The 16858-nt window shown below is 71.0% G+C and carries 18 protein-coding genes; 5 read left to right on the top strand and 13 right to left on the bottom strand.

The window, feature by feature from the left end:
• Window positions 1-2: 2 nt before the first annotated feature.
• The 4 genes from pucL to ETD85_RS30135 all read right to left on the bottom strand — a co-directional run bounded on the left by pucL (window position 3) and on the right by ETD85_RS30135 (window position 2818).
• The gene (gene pucL, locus ETD85_RS30120; protein WP_138693180.1) at window positions 3-863 is read right to left on the bottom strand and encodes a factor-independent urate hydroxylase; all 861 of its coding nucleotides are present in this window, start codon (window positions 861-863) and stop codon (window positions 3-5) included.
• Complete coding sequence (gene uraH / locus ETD85_RS30125; RefSeq protein ID WP_138693181.1) at window positions 864-1163, bottom strand: hydroxyisourate hydrolase; 300 nt, start codon at window positions 1161-1163, stop codon at window positions 864-866. It abuts the gene before it with no gap.
• Window positions 1160-1669 (bottom strand): 2-oxo-4-hydroxy-4-carboxy-5-ureidoimidazoline decarboxylase, encoded by a 510-nt coding sequence (uraD, locus tag ETD85_RS30130; protein WP_138693182.1) that lies wholly within the window; start codon window positions 1667-1669, stop codon window positions 1160-1162. The genes uraH and uraD overlap by 4 nt, the downstream gene beginning before the upstream one ends.
• Window positions 1670-1873: 204 nt before the next feature.
• Window positions 1874-2818 carry an NADP-dependent oxidoreductase gene (locus ETD85_RS30135; RefSeq protein ID WP_138693183.1) on the bottom strand — a complete coding sequence of 315 codons (945 nt, stop codon included), beginning with the start codon at window positions 2816-2818 and terminating at the stop codon, window positions 1874-1876.
• A gap of 169 nt (window positions 2819-2987) precedes the next feature.
• On the opposite strand from ETD85_RS30135, the gene ETD85_RS30140 reads away from it, so the two are divergent.
• Complete coding sequence (locus ETD85_RS30140; RefSeq protein ID WP_138693184.1) at window positions 2988-3827, top strand: deoxyribonuclease IV; 840 nt, start codon at window positions 2988-2990, stop codon at window positions 3825-3827.
• Window positions 3828-4294: 467 nt separating this feature from the next.
• On the opposite strand, the gene ETD85_RS30145 is transcribed toward ETD85_RS30140, so the two are convergent.
• From ETD85_RS30145 to ETD85_RS30165, 5 genes are all read right to left on the bottom strand, one after another.
• Window positions 4295-5788 carry a sodium:solute symporter family transporter gene (locus tag ETD85_RS30145; RefSeq protein WP_138693185.1) on the bottom strand — a complete coding sequence of 498 codons (1494 nt, stop codon included), beginning with the start codon at window positions 5786-5788 and terminating at the stop codon, window positions 4295-4297.
• Window positions 5785-6069, bottom strand: a complete 285-nt coding sequence (locus tag ETD85_RS30150) for a hypothetical protein (protein ID WP_138693186.1) — start codon at window positions 6067-6069, stop codon at window positions 5785-5787. The genes ETD85_RS30145 and ETD85_RS30150 overlap by 4 nt, the downstream gene beginning before the upstream one ends.
• Window positions 6070-6127: 58 nt before the next feature.
• Window positions 6128-6868 carry a LytR/AlgR family response regulator transcription factor gene (locus tag ETD85_RS30155; RefSeq protein ID WP_138693187.1) on the bottom strand — a complete coding sequence of 247 codons (741 nt, stop codon included), beginning with the start codon at window positions 6866-6868 and terminating at the stop codon, window positions 6128-6130.
• Window positions 6869-6934: 66 nt separating this feature from the next.
• Window positions 6935-8128 carry a sensor histidine kinase gene (locus ETD85_RS30160; RefSeq protein WP_138693188.1) on the bottom strand — a complete coding sequence of 398 codons (1194 nt, stop codon included), beginning with the start codon at window positions 8126-8128 and terminating at the stop codon, window positions 6935-6937.
• Between the two features lie 55 nt (window positions 8129-8183).
• Window positions 8184-8780 carry a molybdopterin-dependent oxidoreductase gene (locus ETD85_RS30165; protein WP_379507725.1) on the bottom strand — a complete coding sequence of 199 codons (597 nt, stop codon included), beginning with the start codon at window positions 8778-8780 and terminating at the stop codon, window positions 8184-8186.
• 263 nt (window positions 8781-9043) lie between these two features.
• Between ETD85_RS30165 and aroF the strand changes: the two genes are divergently transcribed.
• Together aroF and ETD85_RS30175 are read left to right on the top strand one after the other, a co-directional pair.
• Window positions 9044-10075 (top strand): 3-deoxy-7-phosphoheptulonate synthase, encoded by a 1032-nt coding sequence (gene aroF, locus ETD85_RS30170; protein WP_138693190.1) that lies wholly within the window; start codon window positions 9044-9046, stop codon window positions 10073-10075.
• A 136-nt stretch (window positions 10076-10211) separates the two neighbouring features.
• A complete protein-coding gene (locus ETD85_RS30175; protein WP_138693191.1) occupies window positions 10212-10499 on the top strand; it encodes a YiaA/YiaB family inner membrane protein in 288 nt (95 codons plus the stop codon).
• Between the two features lie 4 nt (window positions 10500-10503).
• Here ETD85_RS30175 and thiI read toward each other — a convergent pair whose 3' ends face one another.
• From thiI to macS, 3 genes are all read right to left on the bottom strand, one after another.
• On the bottom strand, window positions 10504-11700 hold the full coding sequence (thiI, locus tag ETD85_RS30180) for a tRNA uracil 4-sulfurtransferase ThiI (protein WP_138693192.1): 1197 nt from the start codon (window positions 11698-11700) through the stop codon (window positions 10504-10506).
• A 75-nt stretch (window positions 11701-11775) separates the two neighbouring features.
• Window positions 11776-12417: a response regulator gene (locus tag ETD85_RS30185; protein WP_138693193.1), complete on the bottom strand. Its 642-nt coding sequence runs from the start codon at window positions 12415-12417 to the stop codon at window positions 11776-11778.
• Between the two features lie 10 nt (window positions 12418-12427).
• The gene (gene macS, locus ETD85_RS66940) at window positions 12428-13573 is read right to left on the bottom strand and encodes a MacS family sensor histidine kinase (protein ID WP_138693194.1); all 1146 of its coding nucleotides are present in this window, start codon (window positions 13571-13573) and stop codon (window positions 12428-12430) included.
• A gap of 113 nt (window positions 13574-13686) precedes the next feature.
• Here macS and ETD85_RS30195 point away from each other — a divergent pair, with 113 nt between their 5' ends.
• Both ETD85_RS30195 and ETD85_RS30200 read left to right on the top strand, forming a co-directional pair.
• Window positions 13687-14550, top strand: coding sequence for an MHYT domain-containing protein (locus tag ETD85_RS30195; protein ID WP_138693195.1), 864 nt, complete (start codon window positions 13687-13689; stop codon window positions 14548-14550).
• Window positions 14551-14654: 104 nt separating this feature from the next.
• Entirely contained in the window at window positions 14655-15428 is a 774-nt protein-coding gene (locus ETD85_RS30200; protein ID WP_240779525.1) for an MHYT domain-containing protein, read from the top strand.
• Window positions 15429-15581: 153 nt separating this feature from the next.
• On the opposite strand, the gene ETD85_RS30205 is transcribed toward ETD85_RS30200, so the two are convergent.
• Entirely contained in the window at window positions 15582-16607 is a 1026-nt protein-coding gene (locus ETD85_RS30205; RefSeq protein WP_138693197.1) for a 6-phosphofructokinase, read from the bottom strand.
• Window positions 16608-16858 lie beyond the last annotated feature (251 nt).

Below are 16858 nucleotides of genomic sequence, written 5' to 3' on the forward strand. Positions count from 1 at the left end.
ATCTACTCCCAGGCGAATCCGGCGCCGGGCGCGTCACCGCGCAGCACGCTGCCCTCGATCAGGCCGTACGGGCGGTCGGCGGCGAAATACACCTCGTTGTCGTTGTCCAGGCCGAAGGGCGACAGGTCGACCAGGAAGTGGTGCTTGTTCGGCATCGCCAGCCTGATCTCGCAGATCTCGGGGCAGGCGCCGAGCGCGCGCTCGCCCATGGCGTACAACGTCTGCTGGAGCGACAGGCTGTGCGTGTCGGCGAACGCCTCCAGCAGGCACTGCCGCACCTGCTCGTACGACTTCCCGTACGAGGCCGTCTCACCCGTGTGCCGCCACCGGGCCGTGACGGCGGTGGCGAGGATGCGGTCGGTGGTGGGCGGGAGCGTGGTGTACTCGTCCACGATGTAGCCGTGGAACTCCGAGCCCGTCGAGTTGAGCACCACCAGATCCGTCAGCCCGGACACCACGCTGTCGCCGCCGTCCCGGTCGTGGTGGACGACGCACGTGCGCACCTCACCGCCCTCGCGCACGAACGAGTGGGGCCCGCCGCGGCTCCAGGCGTACTCCTGGATCTCCACCCTGGCGTGGTGGATCGTGGGCTGCGACCCGACGAAATGCCTGGCCAGTAAGAGGGCGAACTCCTCGATCTGGCCGACGCCGTGCTTCCTGGCGAAGGCGTAGGCGGTGTTCTTCTGCGTGTCGGTCGGCAGGACGGCGGCGTTGTCGCCGGTCAGGTGGGCGGACTCCATGTCGCCGGACAGCGAGGTGCTGACGTTGATGTCCTTGATGTGGTGGACGGGGCCGTCCCTGACGACGTGGACGAGCCTGGTCTCCGCCTTGCCGTAGCGGTTGGGGCCGAGCTTGATCGACATCTAGCTCCCTCGGTAGGTGGAGTAGGCGTACGGGCTGAGCAGCAGGGGCACGTGGTAGTGCTGCCCCGGATCGGTCACGGTGAAGGTGATGACGACCTCGGGGTAGAACGTCTCCCGCAGGTACGCCCCGGTGTCGAAGACGACGCGGTGGACTCCCGGGCCCGGGTCCCAGCCTTTGAGCCGGCCGTCGTCGTCGGTGCGGCCCTCGGCCACGGTCCGGCCCTCGTGCTCCAGGCGTACGCGGACGCCCGCGGCCGGCCGCCCGGTGACCGCGTCCAGGACGTGCGTCGAGAAGCTCATCCGGCCCCCTCCATGAGCTTGCCCAGCCGCAGCCGGGTGATCGCGGCCAGCTCGCCGCGGACGGCGGCGCGCTCGGTCTCCTCGTCGTTGCCCAGCCGCTCGCGCAGCCTGGCCAGCATCTGGGCGCCGCTGAGGCCGGTGGCGCAGATCAGGTAGACGTGCCCGAAGCGGTCCTCGTAGGCCCGGTTGCCCGCGGCCAGCTCCGCCCGGGCGTCCTCCTCCACCCCCGACTGCTCCTGGCGCGACCACGACGCCTCCCGGCCGGCCCCGCCCGCCCGCTCGCCGATCCGCGGGTGCGCGCTCAGCGCCTCCAGCACGTCGGGCCAGGCCAGCTCCCGCACGACCGCCTCCGCGCTCTCCACCAGCCGGGCGACGCTCTCGTACGGCCGCAGCGCCGCGACCTTCCTGGCGAAGGCGCGCGAGGCGCAGCAGGTCAGCAGCTCCGCCTCGGCGGCGGCCGGCGACCGGGCGTTCAAGGCGCGCAGCGCGCTCAGCGTGTCGGGCATGTCAGAAGTACACACATGCGCCTCGTGCCCGGTCCATCCGCGAGAACTCCGAACCTCCCCGCCGGATGGCCGGAACTTTTCGTGTCATGCTCCAAGAGCCGGGTTCGCACGACCTCCAAGAGCCGGGCTCCACACGACCGCCAACAGCCGGGGTCCACACGACCGCGAAGACCCGGGCTTCACACGACCTCCAACAGCCCAGGCTCACACGACGAAGACGGTCTTGCCGCGCGCGCCGCCGCCGGCGATCTCGCGCAACGCGTCCGGCACCCGCTCCAGCGGCACCTGGGACTGGACGCGCACGCGCAGCTGCCCGGCGTCGACCAGGCCGGCCAGCTCGGTCAGGATCTGGCCGGTGAGCCGGTTGACGACGTTCACGCCGCGCAGCTCCCTCGCCGCCAGCGCCTCCGGGTCGAGCGCGTGGATCGTGCTGCAGATCACGCCGCCGGGCCGCAGGACGCCCGCCACGGCGTCGACCTCGCCGCGCGGGGTGACCAGGTCGAGCACGGCGTCGATCCCGCCGGGGTGCGCGGCGAGCACCTGGCCGGGCAGGTCGCCCTTGGAGTGGTCCACGGTCTCGGCGGCGCCGAGTTCGCGTACGACCTCCTCGTCGCGCGGCCGGGCGGTGGCGATGACGCGGGCGCCGCGCAGGGCCGCGAGCTGGATCGCCTGCTGGCCAACACCGCCTGTCGCGCCCACGATCAGCACGGTCTGCCCCTCGTCCAGGCGGGCGGCCTCGACCAGGTCGCGGGCGGTCCCCGTGGCGGTGGGGAGTGCCGCGGCCTGCTCGGCGATCATGCCCTTCGGCATGAGTGCCACCGGCCCGTCCTGTGCCACGACGCCGTACTCCGCGTAGGCGCCCAGGCCGCGCGCGGGGTCGGCGAAGCGGCCGTAGACCTCGTCGCCCGGGCGGAAGCCGTCCACCTCGGCGCCCACGGCCGTCACCACCCCGGCCGCGTCCTGTCCCATGATCATGGGGAATCGGGGCGACATCCGGTCCTTCATGGCGCCGCTCGCGATCTTCGTGTCGACCGGGTTGTAGCCGGCGGCGTGCAGGCGTACGAGCAGCTCGCCCGGAAGCGGCTCGGGCTCGGGCGCGTCGATGAGCTCCGGGTCCGCCCCGAAATGGGAAATGGCGATGGCACGCATGGGCTCTCCCCCGTCTGGCCTGCTGCTGTGACGAGGTAGGCGTTCCCAGCGCCCCGCTCGTCCAAGTGGGGCGGGCCCGCCTCTTGGAGCAAGCTTTGTCCGGCCCGGCGCCGTGGCCACCCCTGGTCCGGTGGAAACGTCGCAGGCTGCGCCTACACTGAGAGCCATCATGACCCCTACATCCTTGATCGGCGGACACGTGTCCGTGGCGGGCGGCCTGGCGACGGGCGGCCTGGCCTACATGGCCGAGATCGGCGCCGAGATGATCCAGGTGTTCGTCACCAACCCGCGCGGCTGGGCGCTCACCGAAGGCAAGCCCGAGCAGGACGCCAAGCTGGCCGAGTCGGGCGTCGACACCTTCATCCACGTGCCCTACCTCGTCAACTTCGGCTCGCCCAGCCCGGAGACGCTGGCCAACTCCATCGCGATCGTCCGCCACACGCTGCGGCGCGGGGTGGCGACCGGCGCCAAGGGCGTCGTGGTGCACACGGGCTCGGCGGTGACGCAGTCGCGCGACGACGCCTTCCGCCAGCTGCGCGAAAACCTGGTGCCGCTGCTCGACGAGATCCCTGACGGCGGGCCCGACCTGCTGCTGGAGCCGATGGCCGGCCAGGGCGCCATGCTGTGCGCGACCGTCCAGGACCTGGAGCCCTACCTGGCGGCGCTCGACTGGCATCCGCGGGCCGGCGTCTGCCTCGACACCTGCCACGCCTTCGCCGCCGGTCACGACCTCGCCGCCGAGGGCGGGGTGCAGGAGACGTTCGACGCCCTGCACCGGATCGCGCCCGGCCGGCTCAAGCTGATCCACGCCAACGACTCCAAGGACGTGTGCGGCGCCAAGAAGGACCGGCACGAGAACATCGGGGCCGGCCACATCGGCGCCCAGCCGTTCGCCGACCTCATGCGCCATCCGGCGGTGGCGGGCGTGCCGATCTGCATCGAGACGCCGGGCAAGGCCCCCAAGCACGCCGAGGACATCACGCTGCTGAAGAAGCTGCGCGACAACTGACCGCCGGGCCGTCACGGCTCTTACGGCTTCCACAACGGCCCGGTCGTGATCACGGCCGGGCGACTCTCCGAGCCTGCCGTTCGCGGGCCGGGCGAAATTCAGCGCCTGTCGTTCGCGGCTGGGCAAAAGCCCCGGCTCTGGTGAAAGCGTGATAGGGACGCCCGCACACGCGATCCGACCGCCCCCCAATGGCCGGATCGCGGGCCGGTCACCCGGCCTCGGCGGACGCCCCCTCACGATCGGCATGGCGGACCCTACCCCCCGGTAAAGGGCCCGACAGCCATGGTGACCTGCTCGGCCACCGGTGAAGCCCCGCCGCATCAGGCCTGTCGTGAGCCTTCCGGCTCGTCCCCCCGATGCGCCAGGGTGGCTCCGATGCCGAAACACTACGGTTGCGATCTTGTGGGCGAAACCCTGTTTATGGACAGCTCGTCGAACGGTCCGTAGTCATCGACATACGGAGAGTGCTAATGCGACGAGCGGTCGTCCTGGAACGACGAACGGTACGTTCCGGGGCCTGCGAGATGCTCGGGCAAGTGCATCCTGGCCATCAACCGGCCCACCTCCCGCGGCACCCGACCCGGTGTGACCAGGGAAATCACTACCATCGCGGCAAAGGCGACCGGCACCGCGACCGGCGCGGGGTGCGAAGCGGGCACGCCCAGCTTCACGCCCGCCTGCTCGCAGAGCATCAGCGTGGCGGTCACGCCCCCGCCCAGCGCGAACCCGGCCGCCACGCCCGCGTCCGTCAGCCTGCTCCACCAGATGCCCAGCACCAGCAGCGGGCAGAACGTGGCGGCCGAAAGACTGAGCCCGACCAGCACCAACGCCACCGAGGCCCGCGGGCTGGTGGCCGCGGTCAGGACGAGCGCGGCCAGCAGCACCACGCCCACGGCCACGCGGAAGGAGCCCGATCCCGTCCTCGTCAGGCAGGACGACACCGCGCCCCCGACCGCCACCAGCACGCCGCCCGTCGTGGCCAGGAAGGCCGCGAACGCCCCGGCGGCCAGCAGCCCGGTCAGCACGTCGCCCGCGGCCCCAGGAAGCATCCTGGCGGGCAGCAGGAGCACGATCTCGTCCGCTGCCGCGTCCCGCACGTGTACGTGCCCCAGAACGCCGTACAGGGGCGGGACGAGGCAGAACACCGCCAGCATGACCTGCGTCGCCACGATGGACCGCCTGGCCTCCCGCCCGTCCGGGCTGGTGTAGACGCGGACGATCACGTGCGGCAGCCCCATCGTGCCCAGCGCGCACGCCAGCAGCACGGCGAGCACCCCGGGCAGCGACGGGTCGCCGGCACCGGCCAGCCCCGCCTCCCCCGCCCGGTAGGCGCCCTCGAACCAGGTGACGGGCCGGGTGCCCGACATCCACCAGCAGATCGCGCCGACGCCGAGGAACACGACCAGCTTCAGCCAGAACTGCGAGGCCTGCACGCTGGTGACGCTCCCGAGCCCCCCGGCCACCGCCACGACCAGCGCCGCCGCCGCGACGGCGACCCAGCCGAGCCACGGCGGCAGCCCGGTCAGCAGCCGCACCGCGACCCCGGCCGCGTGCAGCTGGGCGACCAGGAACGTCAGCCCGATCACGAGGACGAAGCAGGTGGTGAAGCGGCGCAGCCGGGCCGAGCCCAGCCGCCACTGCGCGAAGTCCGGCAGCGTGTACGTCCCCGACCGGCGCAGCGGAGCGACCACCAGCGCCAGGACGACGACGAACCCGGCCGCCGCCCCGGCGGGGTACCACAGCATCGGCCCGCCCCTGGTGGCGATGAGCCCCGCCGCGCCCAGGCAGGCCGCGGCCGAGGTGAACTCCGAGGTGATCGCGGCGCCGTTCCACCACGGGGGGATCGCCCTGGCCGCGGCGGGGAAGTCGGAGACGCCGCGGGAGCGGCGTGGCCGGGCGGCGCCCGCCATGACGCCCAGAACGAGCACGAAGGCGATCCCGGTGAGCACCGCGACGCTCATCTCTCCAGCCGCTCCGCCCGCCTGAGCTGCGACACGGCCAGGCCCACCCAGGCGCACTGCACGGCCAGCGACAGCGCCACCCAGGCCCAGGGGGCGGACAGCCACAAGACGATCACCGGTGCGCCCGCCAGCAGCACGGCCACGGCCGCCACGGTCAGCAGCGCCTGCCGTAACTGCCGCCGCATGATCGCCGCCACGTCGGCCGCGTCCAGCACGTCCGCCCGGCCGGACACACCGTGCGGGCCGGAGACGCCGGGGCTTCCGTCCGGGGGAGCCGTCACGTGACCACGCCCTCGCACGGGCCGGTGACGCGGGAGCAGCCCCCGCCCGCGCGGCCCGTCACGACATCACGCCCCGGTGCTGGCGCACGAGCTGCTCGCGGACCTGGCGGCTGTGCCTCCTGCTGACCGGAAGCGTCTCGGTGCCGACCGTCAGCGTCACCCGCCCGCCCTCGAACCGCAGCTCGCTGACGTGCCTGGCCGACACCAGGGTGCTGCGGTGGATCCGGATGAACCCGGCCTCGGACCAGCGGCGCTCCAGCGCGGCCAGCGACATGCGCACCAGAAAGCTCCCGTCCGCGGTGTGCAGGCGCACGTAGTCGCCCTTGGCCTCGGCGAACCAGACGGCCTGCTGCGGCACGAACCTGGTGCGCCCGCCCAGCTCCACCGGGATCACGTCGTCCAGCCCCGGCTCCGGGCCGGGCAAGGCGGCGGCCTCCAGCCTGCGCACGGCCTCCGACAGGCGCTCGGCCCTGACCGGCTTGAGCAGGTAGTCGACCGCCTCCAGATCGAACGCCTGCACCGCGCACTCCTCGTGCGCGGTCACGAAGACCAGCCGCGGCGGGCTGGGGAAGCCGCCGACCAGCCGGGCCAGGTCGAGCCCGTCGAGCCCGGGCATCCTGATGTCGAGGAAGACCCCGTCGAGCCGCTCGCCCCCGCCGATCATCTGGACCATGTCCTGCAGCGCCGCGACGCCGTCGGCCGCGGTCGTCACGTGTTCGATCCGGTCGTCCTGGCGCAACAGGTAGGCCAGCTCCTCCAGAGCAGGCACCTCATCGTCGACGGCCAGAACTCTCAGCATGTCCACCACGCTGCCGTAAGAAGGCAAAGGCCACAAGCGACACGCCAGCGCAGAGTAAGCATTCGGCTACAATGAGCTGAGTTGGGTCTTGGGCACGCGCAGCCGCACCTTGGTGCCCGCGCCCAGCGCCGTCTCCACGACGAGCCCGTAGCCGTCGCCGTAGATCTGGCGCATCCTCAGGTCCACGTTCGCCAGCCCGATGCCGCTGCCCTCGCGGGCCGGGTCGTCGTCGAGCATCCGCCGCGCGCACTCCGGGTCCATCCCGGCGCCGTCGTCCTCGACCGTGATGTGCGCCTCGGGGCCGGCGTCGCGCACGACGACCCGCACCTCGCCCCGGCCGCCCTGGCCGCGCATGCCGTGCTTGATGGCGTTCTCGACGAGCGGCTGCAGGCACAGGAACGGCACGGGCACCGGCAGCACCTCCGGCGCCACCTGCATGCTGAAGCGCAGCTTGTCGCCGAAGCGGGCGCGTTCGAGCAGCAGGTAGCGATCGACGCAGGTCAGCTCGTCGGCCAGGGTGGTGAAGTCGTGCGCCCTGCGCAGCGCGTACCGGGAGAAGTCGGCGAAGTCGAGAAGGAGCTCGCGGGCGCGCCTGGGGTTCGTGCGGACGAAGGAGGCGATCGTGGTGAGCGCGTTGTAGACGAAGTGCGGCGAGATCTGCGCCCGCAGCGCGCGCATCTCGGCCTCCAGCGCGCGCCGCCGCGAGGCGTCGAGGTCGGCCAGTTCGAGCTGGCCGGACACCCAGCGGGCGACCTCGGTGACGGTGCGCACGAGCGCGGCGCTCACCTCGTCGTCGAAGGCCGCCAGCGCCCCCACGACGGTGCCGTCCACGGTCAGGGGCACCACGACGGCCCCGTACGGCTCCCCCGCGAACACCTGCGCCCGCCCGGCCGCCAGCGTGGCGTGGGCATAGGTGAGCACGTCGTCGGTGCACGGACCGTCCCAGGCCAGCGCGGCGTCGGTCGAGGTGATCGCGACGGCGTGGGTGCCGAGCAGCGTGTGCAGATGGCGCACCGCCTTGCGGGCGGAGTCGCGGTTGAGCCCCGCGCGAAGGGCCGGGGCCGCCATCGCGGCGATGTGCAGCGTGGTGAACGTCGCCTCGTCCTCCCAGCGGCCCTCGGGCAGGGTGGGACGATGCCACGGAGCCCGGGCGAGCGCCCCCGCGAGCGTCCCGTCGAGAGCGCCTTTGAGAGCCCATGCCAGGGCGAGGCCCAGGATGAAGGTCAAGGAGGACAGCGCCACGCATGCGGTGGTCAGCATGCGGGCAACCGTAGCCAAGAACGGAGCGTGTTCGAGGGAAAACCGGGCGTGAAGTCTAAGGGGGCCCCTCGCCGGGTTCTTCCTGATAGGAGTACCTCTGCTCGCTCCACGGGTCGGCGATGTTGTGGTAGCCGCGCTCCTCCCAGAAGCCCCGGCGATCCTCCAGGAGATATTCGATGCCGCGCACCCACTTGACGCTCTTCCACGCGTACAGGTGGGGCACCACGATGCGCAGCGGGTAGCCGCGGTCGGGGCTGAGCGGCTTTTCGTCGAGCTCCATGGCGAACAGGGTGCCGGGCGCCGAGAGGTCGGACATCCGCAGGTTGGCGCTGTAGCCGTATTCGGCCCAGATCATCACGTGGCGGACGCCCGGGTCGGGCGGGGCGGCCGCCATGATCGTGGCGGGCGCGACGCCGCGCCACTCGTTGGCCATGAGGGAGAACTTGGTGACGCAGTGGAAGTCGGCGATCACGGTCGTGCGCGGCAGCAGCTCGAAGTCACTCCAGGTGAAGCAGTGCTCCTCCCCGGAGGCGGTGGCCCCGAAGACGCGGAAGTCCCAGCTCTGCGGCTTGAACTCGGGCACCCTGCCGTAGTGGATCACGGGGCGGCCGCGTGGGACGTACTGGCCTGGAGGCAGGCGCGACTCCTCCACGATCACTCCCCTCACGCTTCTCGTGTCTTGGGCCATCCTGCCATCGGATCGGGAGTGCCTCGCGAGCGGGTGCGGTGCGCTACCATTGGGGTCTATGCGCAACGCGTTCCTGTTTTGGTATGGCGACGGACCCGAGTCCGTTCGCCACCTGACGCTGCGCTAGCAGACAGGCGAACGAAGGCCCCGGGTCCGACAGGACCCGGGGCCTTCTGTGTTTTCCGGCCGAAGTTCCCGGCCGGTTCCAGAGCGAAGGAGAACTTCTGATGGTGATCGTGATGGGCCCCGAGGCCACCGCGGACGATCTGGCGTCGATCGTCTCGGTCGTCCAGGCGGCCGGGGTCGAGGCTTTCGTCAGCAAGGGCGTGCGGCGCACGATCGTCGGCCTGGTCGGCGACGTGGCCCAGCTCGACGCGGCCAGTTTGCGCGGCATGGGCGGCGTGCGCGAGGTGATGCGCGTGTCGACGCCGTACAAGCTGGTCAGCAGGGAGAACCACCCGGAACGTTCCACCGTCCACGTGGGCGGCGTGCCGATCGGCCCCGACACCGTGACGCTGATCGCGGGGCCGTGCGCGGTGGAGACGCACCAGCAGACGCTGGACGCCGCGCGGATGGCGCAGGCGGCGGGCGCCGTGCTGCTGCGCGGCGGGGCCTACAAGCCGCGCACGTCGCCGTACGCCTTCCAGGGGCTGGGCGAGGCGGGGCTGCGGATCCTGGCGGACGTGCGCGAGGAGACGGGCCTGCCGATCGTGACGGAGGTGGTGAACGCCCAGGACGTGGAGCTGGTGGCCTCCTACGCCGACATGCTGCAGGTCGGCACCCGCAACATGCAGAACTTCGCGCTGCTGCAGGCGGTCGGCGCGGCCGGGCGTCCGGTGATGCTCAAGCGCGGCATGACGGCCACGATCGAGGAGTGGCTGATGGCCGCCGAGTACATCGCCCAGCGCGGCAACCTGGACATCGTGCTGTGCGAGCGGGGCGTCAGGACGTTCGAGACGGCCACCCGCAACACGCTCGACGTCTCGGCGGTGCCGGTGGCGCAGCGGCTGTCGCACCTGCCGGTGATCGTCGACCCCTCGCACTCGGGGGGCCGCCGCGAGCTGGTGCTGCCGCTGACCAGGGCGGCCATCGCGGTGGGCGCGGACGGCGTGATCATCGACGTGCACCCGCAGCCGGAGCAGGCGCTCTGCGACGGCCCGCAGGCGCTGGTCGACACCGACCTGGGCGAGCTGGCCCAGGTCATGAACGACTTCCCCGCGCTGCTCGGCAAGTCCGCCGCGGCCTCGGTCGCCGTCTGACCTGATGCCGTATCGTCCTCCGCCACGAGCGATCGGGGTACGGCCGGCCGCGCCACCAGCCCGCCGGCCGTACTCAGCGGTAACTTGAGTACGACACCCCATGCGCGGGGACCTTCGCGCGGCGCACGATGACCGCATGACGAAGCCCATTCAGCCCACGCAGACCACCGCGTTCTACGTCCAGGCGATCCTGTCGTTCGCCGTCTCGCTGTCCTCCGTGGTGATCGCCCTGATCTATCTGCCCACCGCCGGCTGGATCAGGGCGTTCCTCGGGCTCGGCCTCCTCTATGTCGTCACCTCGACGGTCACGCTGTGCAAGGTCGTCCGCGACCGGCAGGAGCAGTCGGAGGTCACCAACCGCGTCGACCAGGCCCGGCTCGACAAGCTGCTGACCCAGCACGACCCGTTCAAGGTCGACGTCTGACCCGTCAGAGGGTGTATTCCTGGATCGAGTCGGCGAGCTGCACGCACAGCTCCTCGGCGTCGAGCCGCTTCTCGATCTGCTTCAGGTCGGCGATCTTGGCCCGGGTCTCGGCGCGCTTGGGGGCCAGCAGGGAGCAGCAGTCCTCGTCGGGCAGCTCCGAGATCTCCAGGGTGCCGATGCGCCGGGCCTCGGCCATGATCTCGGTCTTGTCCCAGCCCACCAGCGGGCGCAGGATCGGCAGCTCCACGGCGTTGTCCTGGGCGGTGATGTTGGTCAGGGTCTGCGAGGAGACCTGGCCGAGCGCGTCACCGGTGATGAGCGCGGCGGCGCGGATGCGATGGGCGACCTCCTCGGCCGTCTTGAGCATGAGCCGCCGCTGCGCGATCACGGCCAGGCGGTCCTGGCCCGAGGTGCGGATCGACTGCTGCGCCTTGCCGAACGGCACCACCCACAGCCGCGACCTGCCCTGGAACCTGTCAAGCTTCCTGACCAGCGCGTACGCCTTGTAGATCGACTCGGACGTGGTGAACGGGATGCCGGAGAAGTGCAGGAAGTCGACGTGCAGGCCGCGCTTCATCATCCGGTAGGCGGCCACCGGCGAGTCGATGCCGCCCGACATGAGCACCAGGGCCCGGCCGCTGCTGCCGACCGGCAGGCCGCCCTGGCCGGGGATGCCGCCGGTGAAGACGAACACCTCGTCCCTGTCGACCTCGATCGACACCGTCAGCGCGGGGTTCTTCAGGTCGACCGGCAGATGGTATTCGTCGTTGATCGCGCCGCCCACGAACCGGTCGAGCTCGTTGGAGCGCATCGGGAAGCGCTTGTCCCGGCGGCGCGAGCGGACCGCGAAGCTGGCGCCGCGCTTGGCCTCGTCGGTCGCGCCGACCAGCTCCAGACCGGCCTTGAGCACGGTGTCCGGGTCTTTGGCGACCCGCCACGCCTGGTGGATCCAGACCAGGCCGGGCACGTCGGCGACCCTCTGGGCCACGGCCTGCGCCTGCTCGGCGACGGCGCCCTGGGGCAGGAAGATCGCGATGACGCCGTGCCGCTTGCGCACGTCGACCTTGATGTCGAGCGTCTGGAGCGCTTCGCGGATGTTGCTGATCAGCCGGCGTTCGAACAGCTCGCGGTTCTTGCCCTTGAGGACGATCTCGCCCAGCTTGAGCAGAACGCAAGGCTCGCCCAGGGCGGACATCGTCATGGTGGAACCTCCGGGAAGATGGGGAAAGCGCGCGTTGATGGCAACCGTTGATGGCAACGTCGCGACCCATCGAGTTTAGTCCGCGTCGAGCCCCTGCTCGATCGCATATCGGACCAGTTCGACCCGGTTGTGGAGCTGGAGCTTGCCGAGCGTGTTCTGGACGTGGTTCTGGACGGTGCGGTGGGAGAGCACGAGCCGGTCGGCGATCTGCTTGTAGGACAGGCCCTTGGCGACCAGCCTGAGCACCTCGGTCTCCCGCTCGGTCAGCCGCGGCCCTTCGGCGGGCGCGGGCTGCGCGGCCAGCCGCCGGTATTCGCCCAGGACGAGCCCGGCCAGCCCGGGGGTGAACACGGCGTCGCCGTCGGCGGTCCGGCGTACGGCGTCCAGGAACTCCTCCCGGCTCGCCGATTTCACCAGATATCCGGATGCGCCGGCCTTGACCGCCTCCAGCACGTCGTTCTGCTCGGCGCTGGCCGACAGCACCAGCACCCTGGGCGGCGGCGTCACCCCGGCCAGCCGGGCGGCGACTTCCGCACCCGACATGTCCGGCAGCTGGAGGTCAAGCACGACGACGTCGGGCCGCACCGCCCCGGCCGCGCTGACCGCCTGACGGCCTTCCCCCACGGTCGCCACGACCTCGTAGCCCGCCTCGGCGAGATCCCTGGCGACGCCGTCCCGCCACATGGGATGGTCGTCCACCACCATGACCCGCACCATGCCCGCAACTCTAACGGCGCCCGCGCCGAGGAGGGCCGGCGTCCGCGGGCGGTGACGGAGCGGGGAGGGTGATCTCGACCTCGGTGCCCTGCCCGGGGACGCTGACGATGGAGACCGTGCCGCCCAGCTCCTCGACCCGGCCGCGGATGGACCCGGCGACGCCCATCCGGCCGCCGGCCAGCGCCTCCTCCAGCCGGCCGTCCGGGATGCCGGGGCCGTCGTCCCTGATGCTGACCACCACCGCGCCCTCGCCCGACTCCGCCAGCACCCACGCCTTGGCGCCCGGGCCGCAGTGCGCGCGTACGTTGTCGAGTGCCGCGCCGACCGCGGCGGCGGCGCCCTGGGCCACCGCCGTGGGCAGCACCATCGGCGTGGCCGGGGTGGAGACCGTCACCTCGGGCGAGCCGTGGCGCAGCAGCAGCGCGCGCAGGTCGGTCGCGCCCTTCGCCGGCGGCGGGCCGCCCGTGACGAGCTGGCGCAGGGCGGCCTCCTGCTCCCCCGCCAGGCGCCCCAGCTCGGCCGCCTCGCCGCCGATCTGCCGCCCGCGCCGCTGGACCAGCGCGAGCACCTGGAGGACCGAGTCGTGCAGGTCGCGGGCCAGCCGGTCGCGCTCCCGCTGGGCGGCCTCCATCTCCACGGCCCGCTGCATGCGTTCCTCGGCCTGCTTGGCCAGCCGCGCCACGTGTCCGACAACGACTCCTGACAAGAAGAGAAGGACCGCGCCATTGATCAGGATGGGCGCCTCGGCGGTGCGCGCGCGCAGCCACAGGTCGCAGGCCGCGACGACGGCCGCGGACACGGCGCCCGCGCGCCGGCCGGCGTACACGGCCCAGGCCAGCACCGGCGCGGCGATCCACGTCGCGGGAGCCGGCATCGTGCCGGCCACGCCCTGCTGCGCGCCCTGGACGTACGGCGTGGCCAGCAGGCACGCCATCGTCACCAGCAGGTCGATCACGAGCAGCGGCCTGCGGCGCAGCGCCGGGATCGAGTAGGCGAACGTCGCCGCCGCCGTCCACAGCGCCATCACGCCGATCACCAGCCAGCCGATGACCGGCTGCTCGTAGCCGCGGTGCTGAGCCATCAGGACGGCCGCGTACACCAGCGACGCGATCCGGAAGACCGCGATCGCCCGCCAGAACGGGCCCTCGATAGCCATGAGTCCTTCTCATGTTTCCGACACGCAAGTTGACAGATAGTTGCAATATCCATGCGAAAGGGACAGACCAGATGGCACAATCCGGGGACCCCTAATGCAAGGAAGCTCCACAGATGACCGCTGTTAATCATTTCACTTACGGCCTGCTCACGCCGTTGCTCGCCTATGTGATGTCGTGCATCGGCTCGATGCTCGGACTGCGGCTGACCGCTCAGGCACACGCCTCGCGGGGTGGCGCCCGGTTGCGCTGGCTGCTCGGCGCGGCCATCTCCATCGGTGGCACCGGCATCTGGGTCATGCACTTCATCGCCATGATGGGATTCGAGGTGGAGGGCACCCAGATCAAGTACGACGTCTGGCTGACCGTGGCCTCGGCGGTGGTGGCCATCGTGGTCGTGGGCACCGGCCTGCTCCTGGTCTCCTACGGCGGCGGGCGGATCCTTGCGCTGCTCGGCGGCGGCCTGCTCACCGGGCTCGGCGTGGCCTCCATGCACTACCTGGGCATGTACGCGATGAACATGTCCGCCCACGTCTCCTACGACCGCCTCACCGTGGGCGCCTCCGTCGGCATCGCCGTGGTGGCCGCGACGGTCGCGCTCTGGTTCACCCTCCGGGTCAAGAAGCCCATCTGGATCACCGGCGCCGCCCTCGTCATGGGCGTGGCCGTGGCGGGCATGCACTACACCGGCATGTACGCGATGCACGTCAGGGTCGACACCGAGCCCGGCATGGTCATGGGCGCCGACGCGCTGGACTTCCTCGTCCCCCTCATGACCGTGATCAGCCTGATCACCCTCACCATGCTCCTCATGGTGATCCTCTCGCCGTCGGAGCAGGAGCTCCATGAGGACGCGGAGCTGGTGGCCAAGCTCGAACTGCGCAGGCGCACCACCCAGCAACAGCAGCAACTCACCTATCCCACCCCGATGCCGCACCCCCTCCAGCGCCCACAGTCGATGCACGCTCGCAGAAGGTAGTTGCGCTATCGGCGACTCCCTGTTCATACTCCCTTATCGGTGCGTAGGGGATGGGTGGGGTCATGTCGCCGATAGACCATTTTTCTTTTGGGCTTTTAACGCCTGTGCTCGCGTACGTCATGTCCAGCGTGGGCTCCATGCTCGGCCTGCTGCTGACCTCGCGCGCCCGCCTGATCGGCGGGCGTGAGGGCCGGTACTGGCTGGTGGGGGCCGCATTCGCGATCGGCGGCACGGGCATCTGGACGATGCACTTCATCGCCATGCTCGGCTTCTCCGTGTCCGGCACGGTGATCCGGTACGACGTCCCGCTCACCGCCGCCTCCGCGCTCATCGCGGTCACGGTCGTGGGGATGGGGCTGTTCCTCGCCTCCTACGGCGGCGACCGCCTGGGGTTCCTGCTCGGCGGCGGCCTGCTGACCGGGGTCGGCGTGGCGAGCATGCACTATCTCGGCATGGCCGCGATGAACATGTCCGGCCTCATCTCCTATGACCCCATGGTCGTCTCGCTCTCCGTCCTGATAGCGGTGGCGGCGGCGACGGTGGCGCTCTGGTTCACGCTGCGGGTCAGCGGCGCGCTCAGGATCGGCGGTGCGGCGCTGGTCATGGGCGTGGCGGTCTCGGGCATGCACTACACGGGGATGTACTCGATGTCGGTGCAGACGCACTCCGAGATGGTGCCCGTGCACGGCGCCAAGGCCATCGACTTCCTGCTGCCGCTGATCGTCGGCCTCAGCGTGATCACCGTGGGCCTGCTGCTCGCGGTCATCCTGTCGCCGTCGGAGAAGGAGCTGCGCAGCGAGGCCGAGTTCAGGGCGCGGCTGCGGCAACGCGACGAGGGCGCGCCGGAGGTGGATCTCTTCGGCACGCCCCGCGGTTGAGCTATGTGCTGGGTACGGCTCGCGTCGCATGGTGGGCCGCCGACTCTCTGCGGCGCGAGCCGTACCTTGAGCGGGTTGTAGCGGATAACCCGCTGGTTCAGAAGGTACGGCTGCGCACTTGCAAGCCGCTTTCAGTCAGCCGGAGAACACCTGTCAGCCGAAGAACACCTCGGCCTCGGAGTAACGCGACGGCGGCACGGTCTTCAGCTCGGCCGTGGCCTCGTCGAGGCCGACCCGGACGATCTCGGTGCCCCGCAGCGCCACCATCTTGCCGTAGTCGCCCTCGTGGGCCGCGTCGATGGCCTGCAGGCCGAACCTGGTGGCCAGCACCCGGTCGTAGGCGGTCGGCGTGCCTCCGCGCTGGATGTGGCCGAGCACCGTGGTGCGGGCCTCCTTGCCGGTGCGCTTCTCGATCTCCTTGGCCAGCACCTCGCCGATGCCGCCGAGCCGGACGTGGCCGAACGCGTCGAGCTCGCCCGCCTGCAGCTCCATCTGGCCCTCGATCGGGTGGGCGCCCTCGGCGACCACGATGATCGGCGAGTAGCGGGTGCGGAAGCGGGACTCCACGTATTCGCAGACCCGGTCGATGTCGAACGGCTTCTCCGGGATCAGGATGACGTTGGCGCCGCCCGCCATGCCCGCGTGCAGCGCGATCCAGCCGGCGTGGCGGCCCATGACCTCGCAGATCAGCGCCCTGTGGTGGGACTCGGCGGTGGTGTGCAGCCGGTCTATGGCCTCCATCGCGATGTTGACGGCCGTGTCGAAGCCGAAGGTGTAGTCGGTGCCCGACAGGTCGTTGTCGATGGTCTTGGGCACGCCCACGACGTTGACCGAGCGGTCGTAGAGCTGTTTGGCGACGCCCAGCGTGTCCTCGCCGCCGATGGCGATCAGCGCGTCCACACCGGTGGCGACCAGATTCTCCTTGATCCGGTCGACCCCTCCCTGGATCTTGATCGGGTTGGTCCGGGAGGAGCCCAGAATCGTGCCGCCGCGCGGCAGGATGCCACGGACGGCCTGGATGTCGAGTGGCATCGTGTCGCCTTCGAGGGGACCGCGCCAGCCGTCGCGGAAACCGACGAACTCGTGGCCGTACACGCTCACCCCCTTACGCACCACTGCCCTGATCACAGCGTTGAGACCGGGGCAGTCGCCGCCTCCGGTGAGCACTCCAATACGCATGGCGGGTTCCTCCCAATGGGGTTCACGAACCAGACCTCAGTGTTCAGACTCGCATTGTGCCCGGCGTCACATGCAGTGGTCTAGACCAAACGCGGGGTCGCCTGACCTAAACCCGTTTTGGGGGAAGATTTCGTGCGCGCGGCGACCGTCAAGGCACGGACAACAGGGGTTTCCGCGCGCGTCGACCCCCAAAACGGGCAGATCACAGCCCAGGCAGCCGGCCGGGCCCCGCCCGCCCCGTTGCCGGAACG

The sequence above is a fragment of the Nonomuraea zeae genome, assembly GCF_005889725.1.
Taxonomy (GTDB): Bacteria; Actinomycetota; Actinomycetes; order Streptosporangiales; family Streptosporangiaceae; genus Nonomuraea; species Nonomuraea zeae.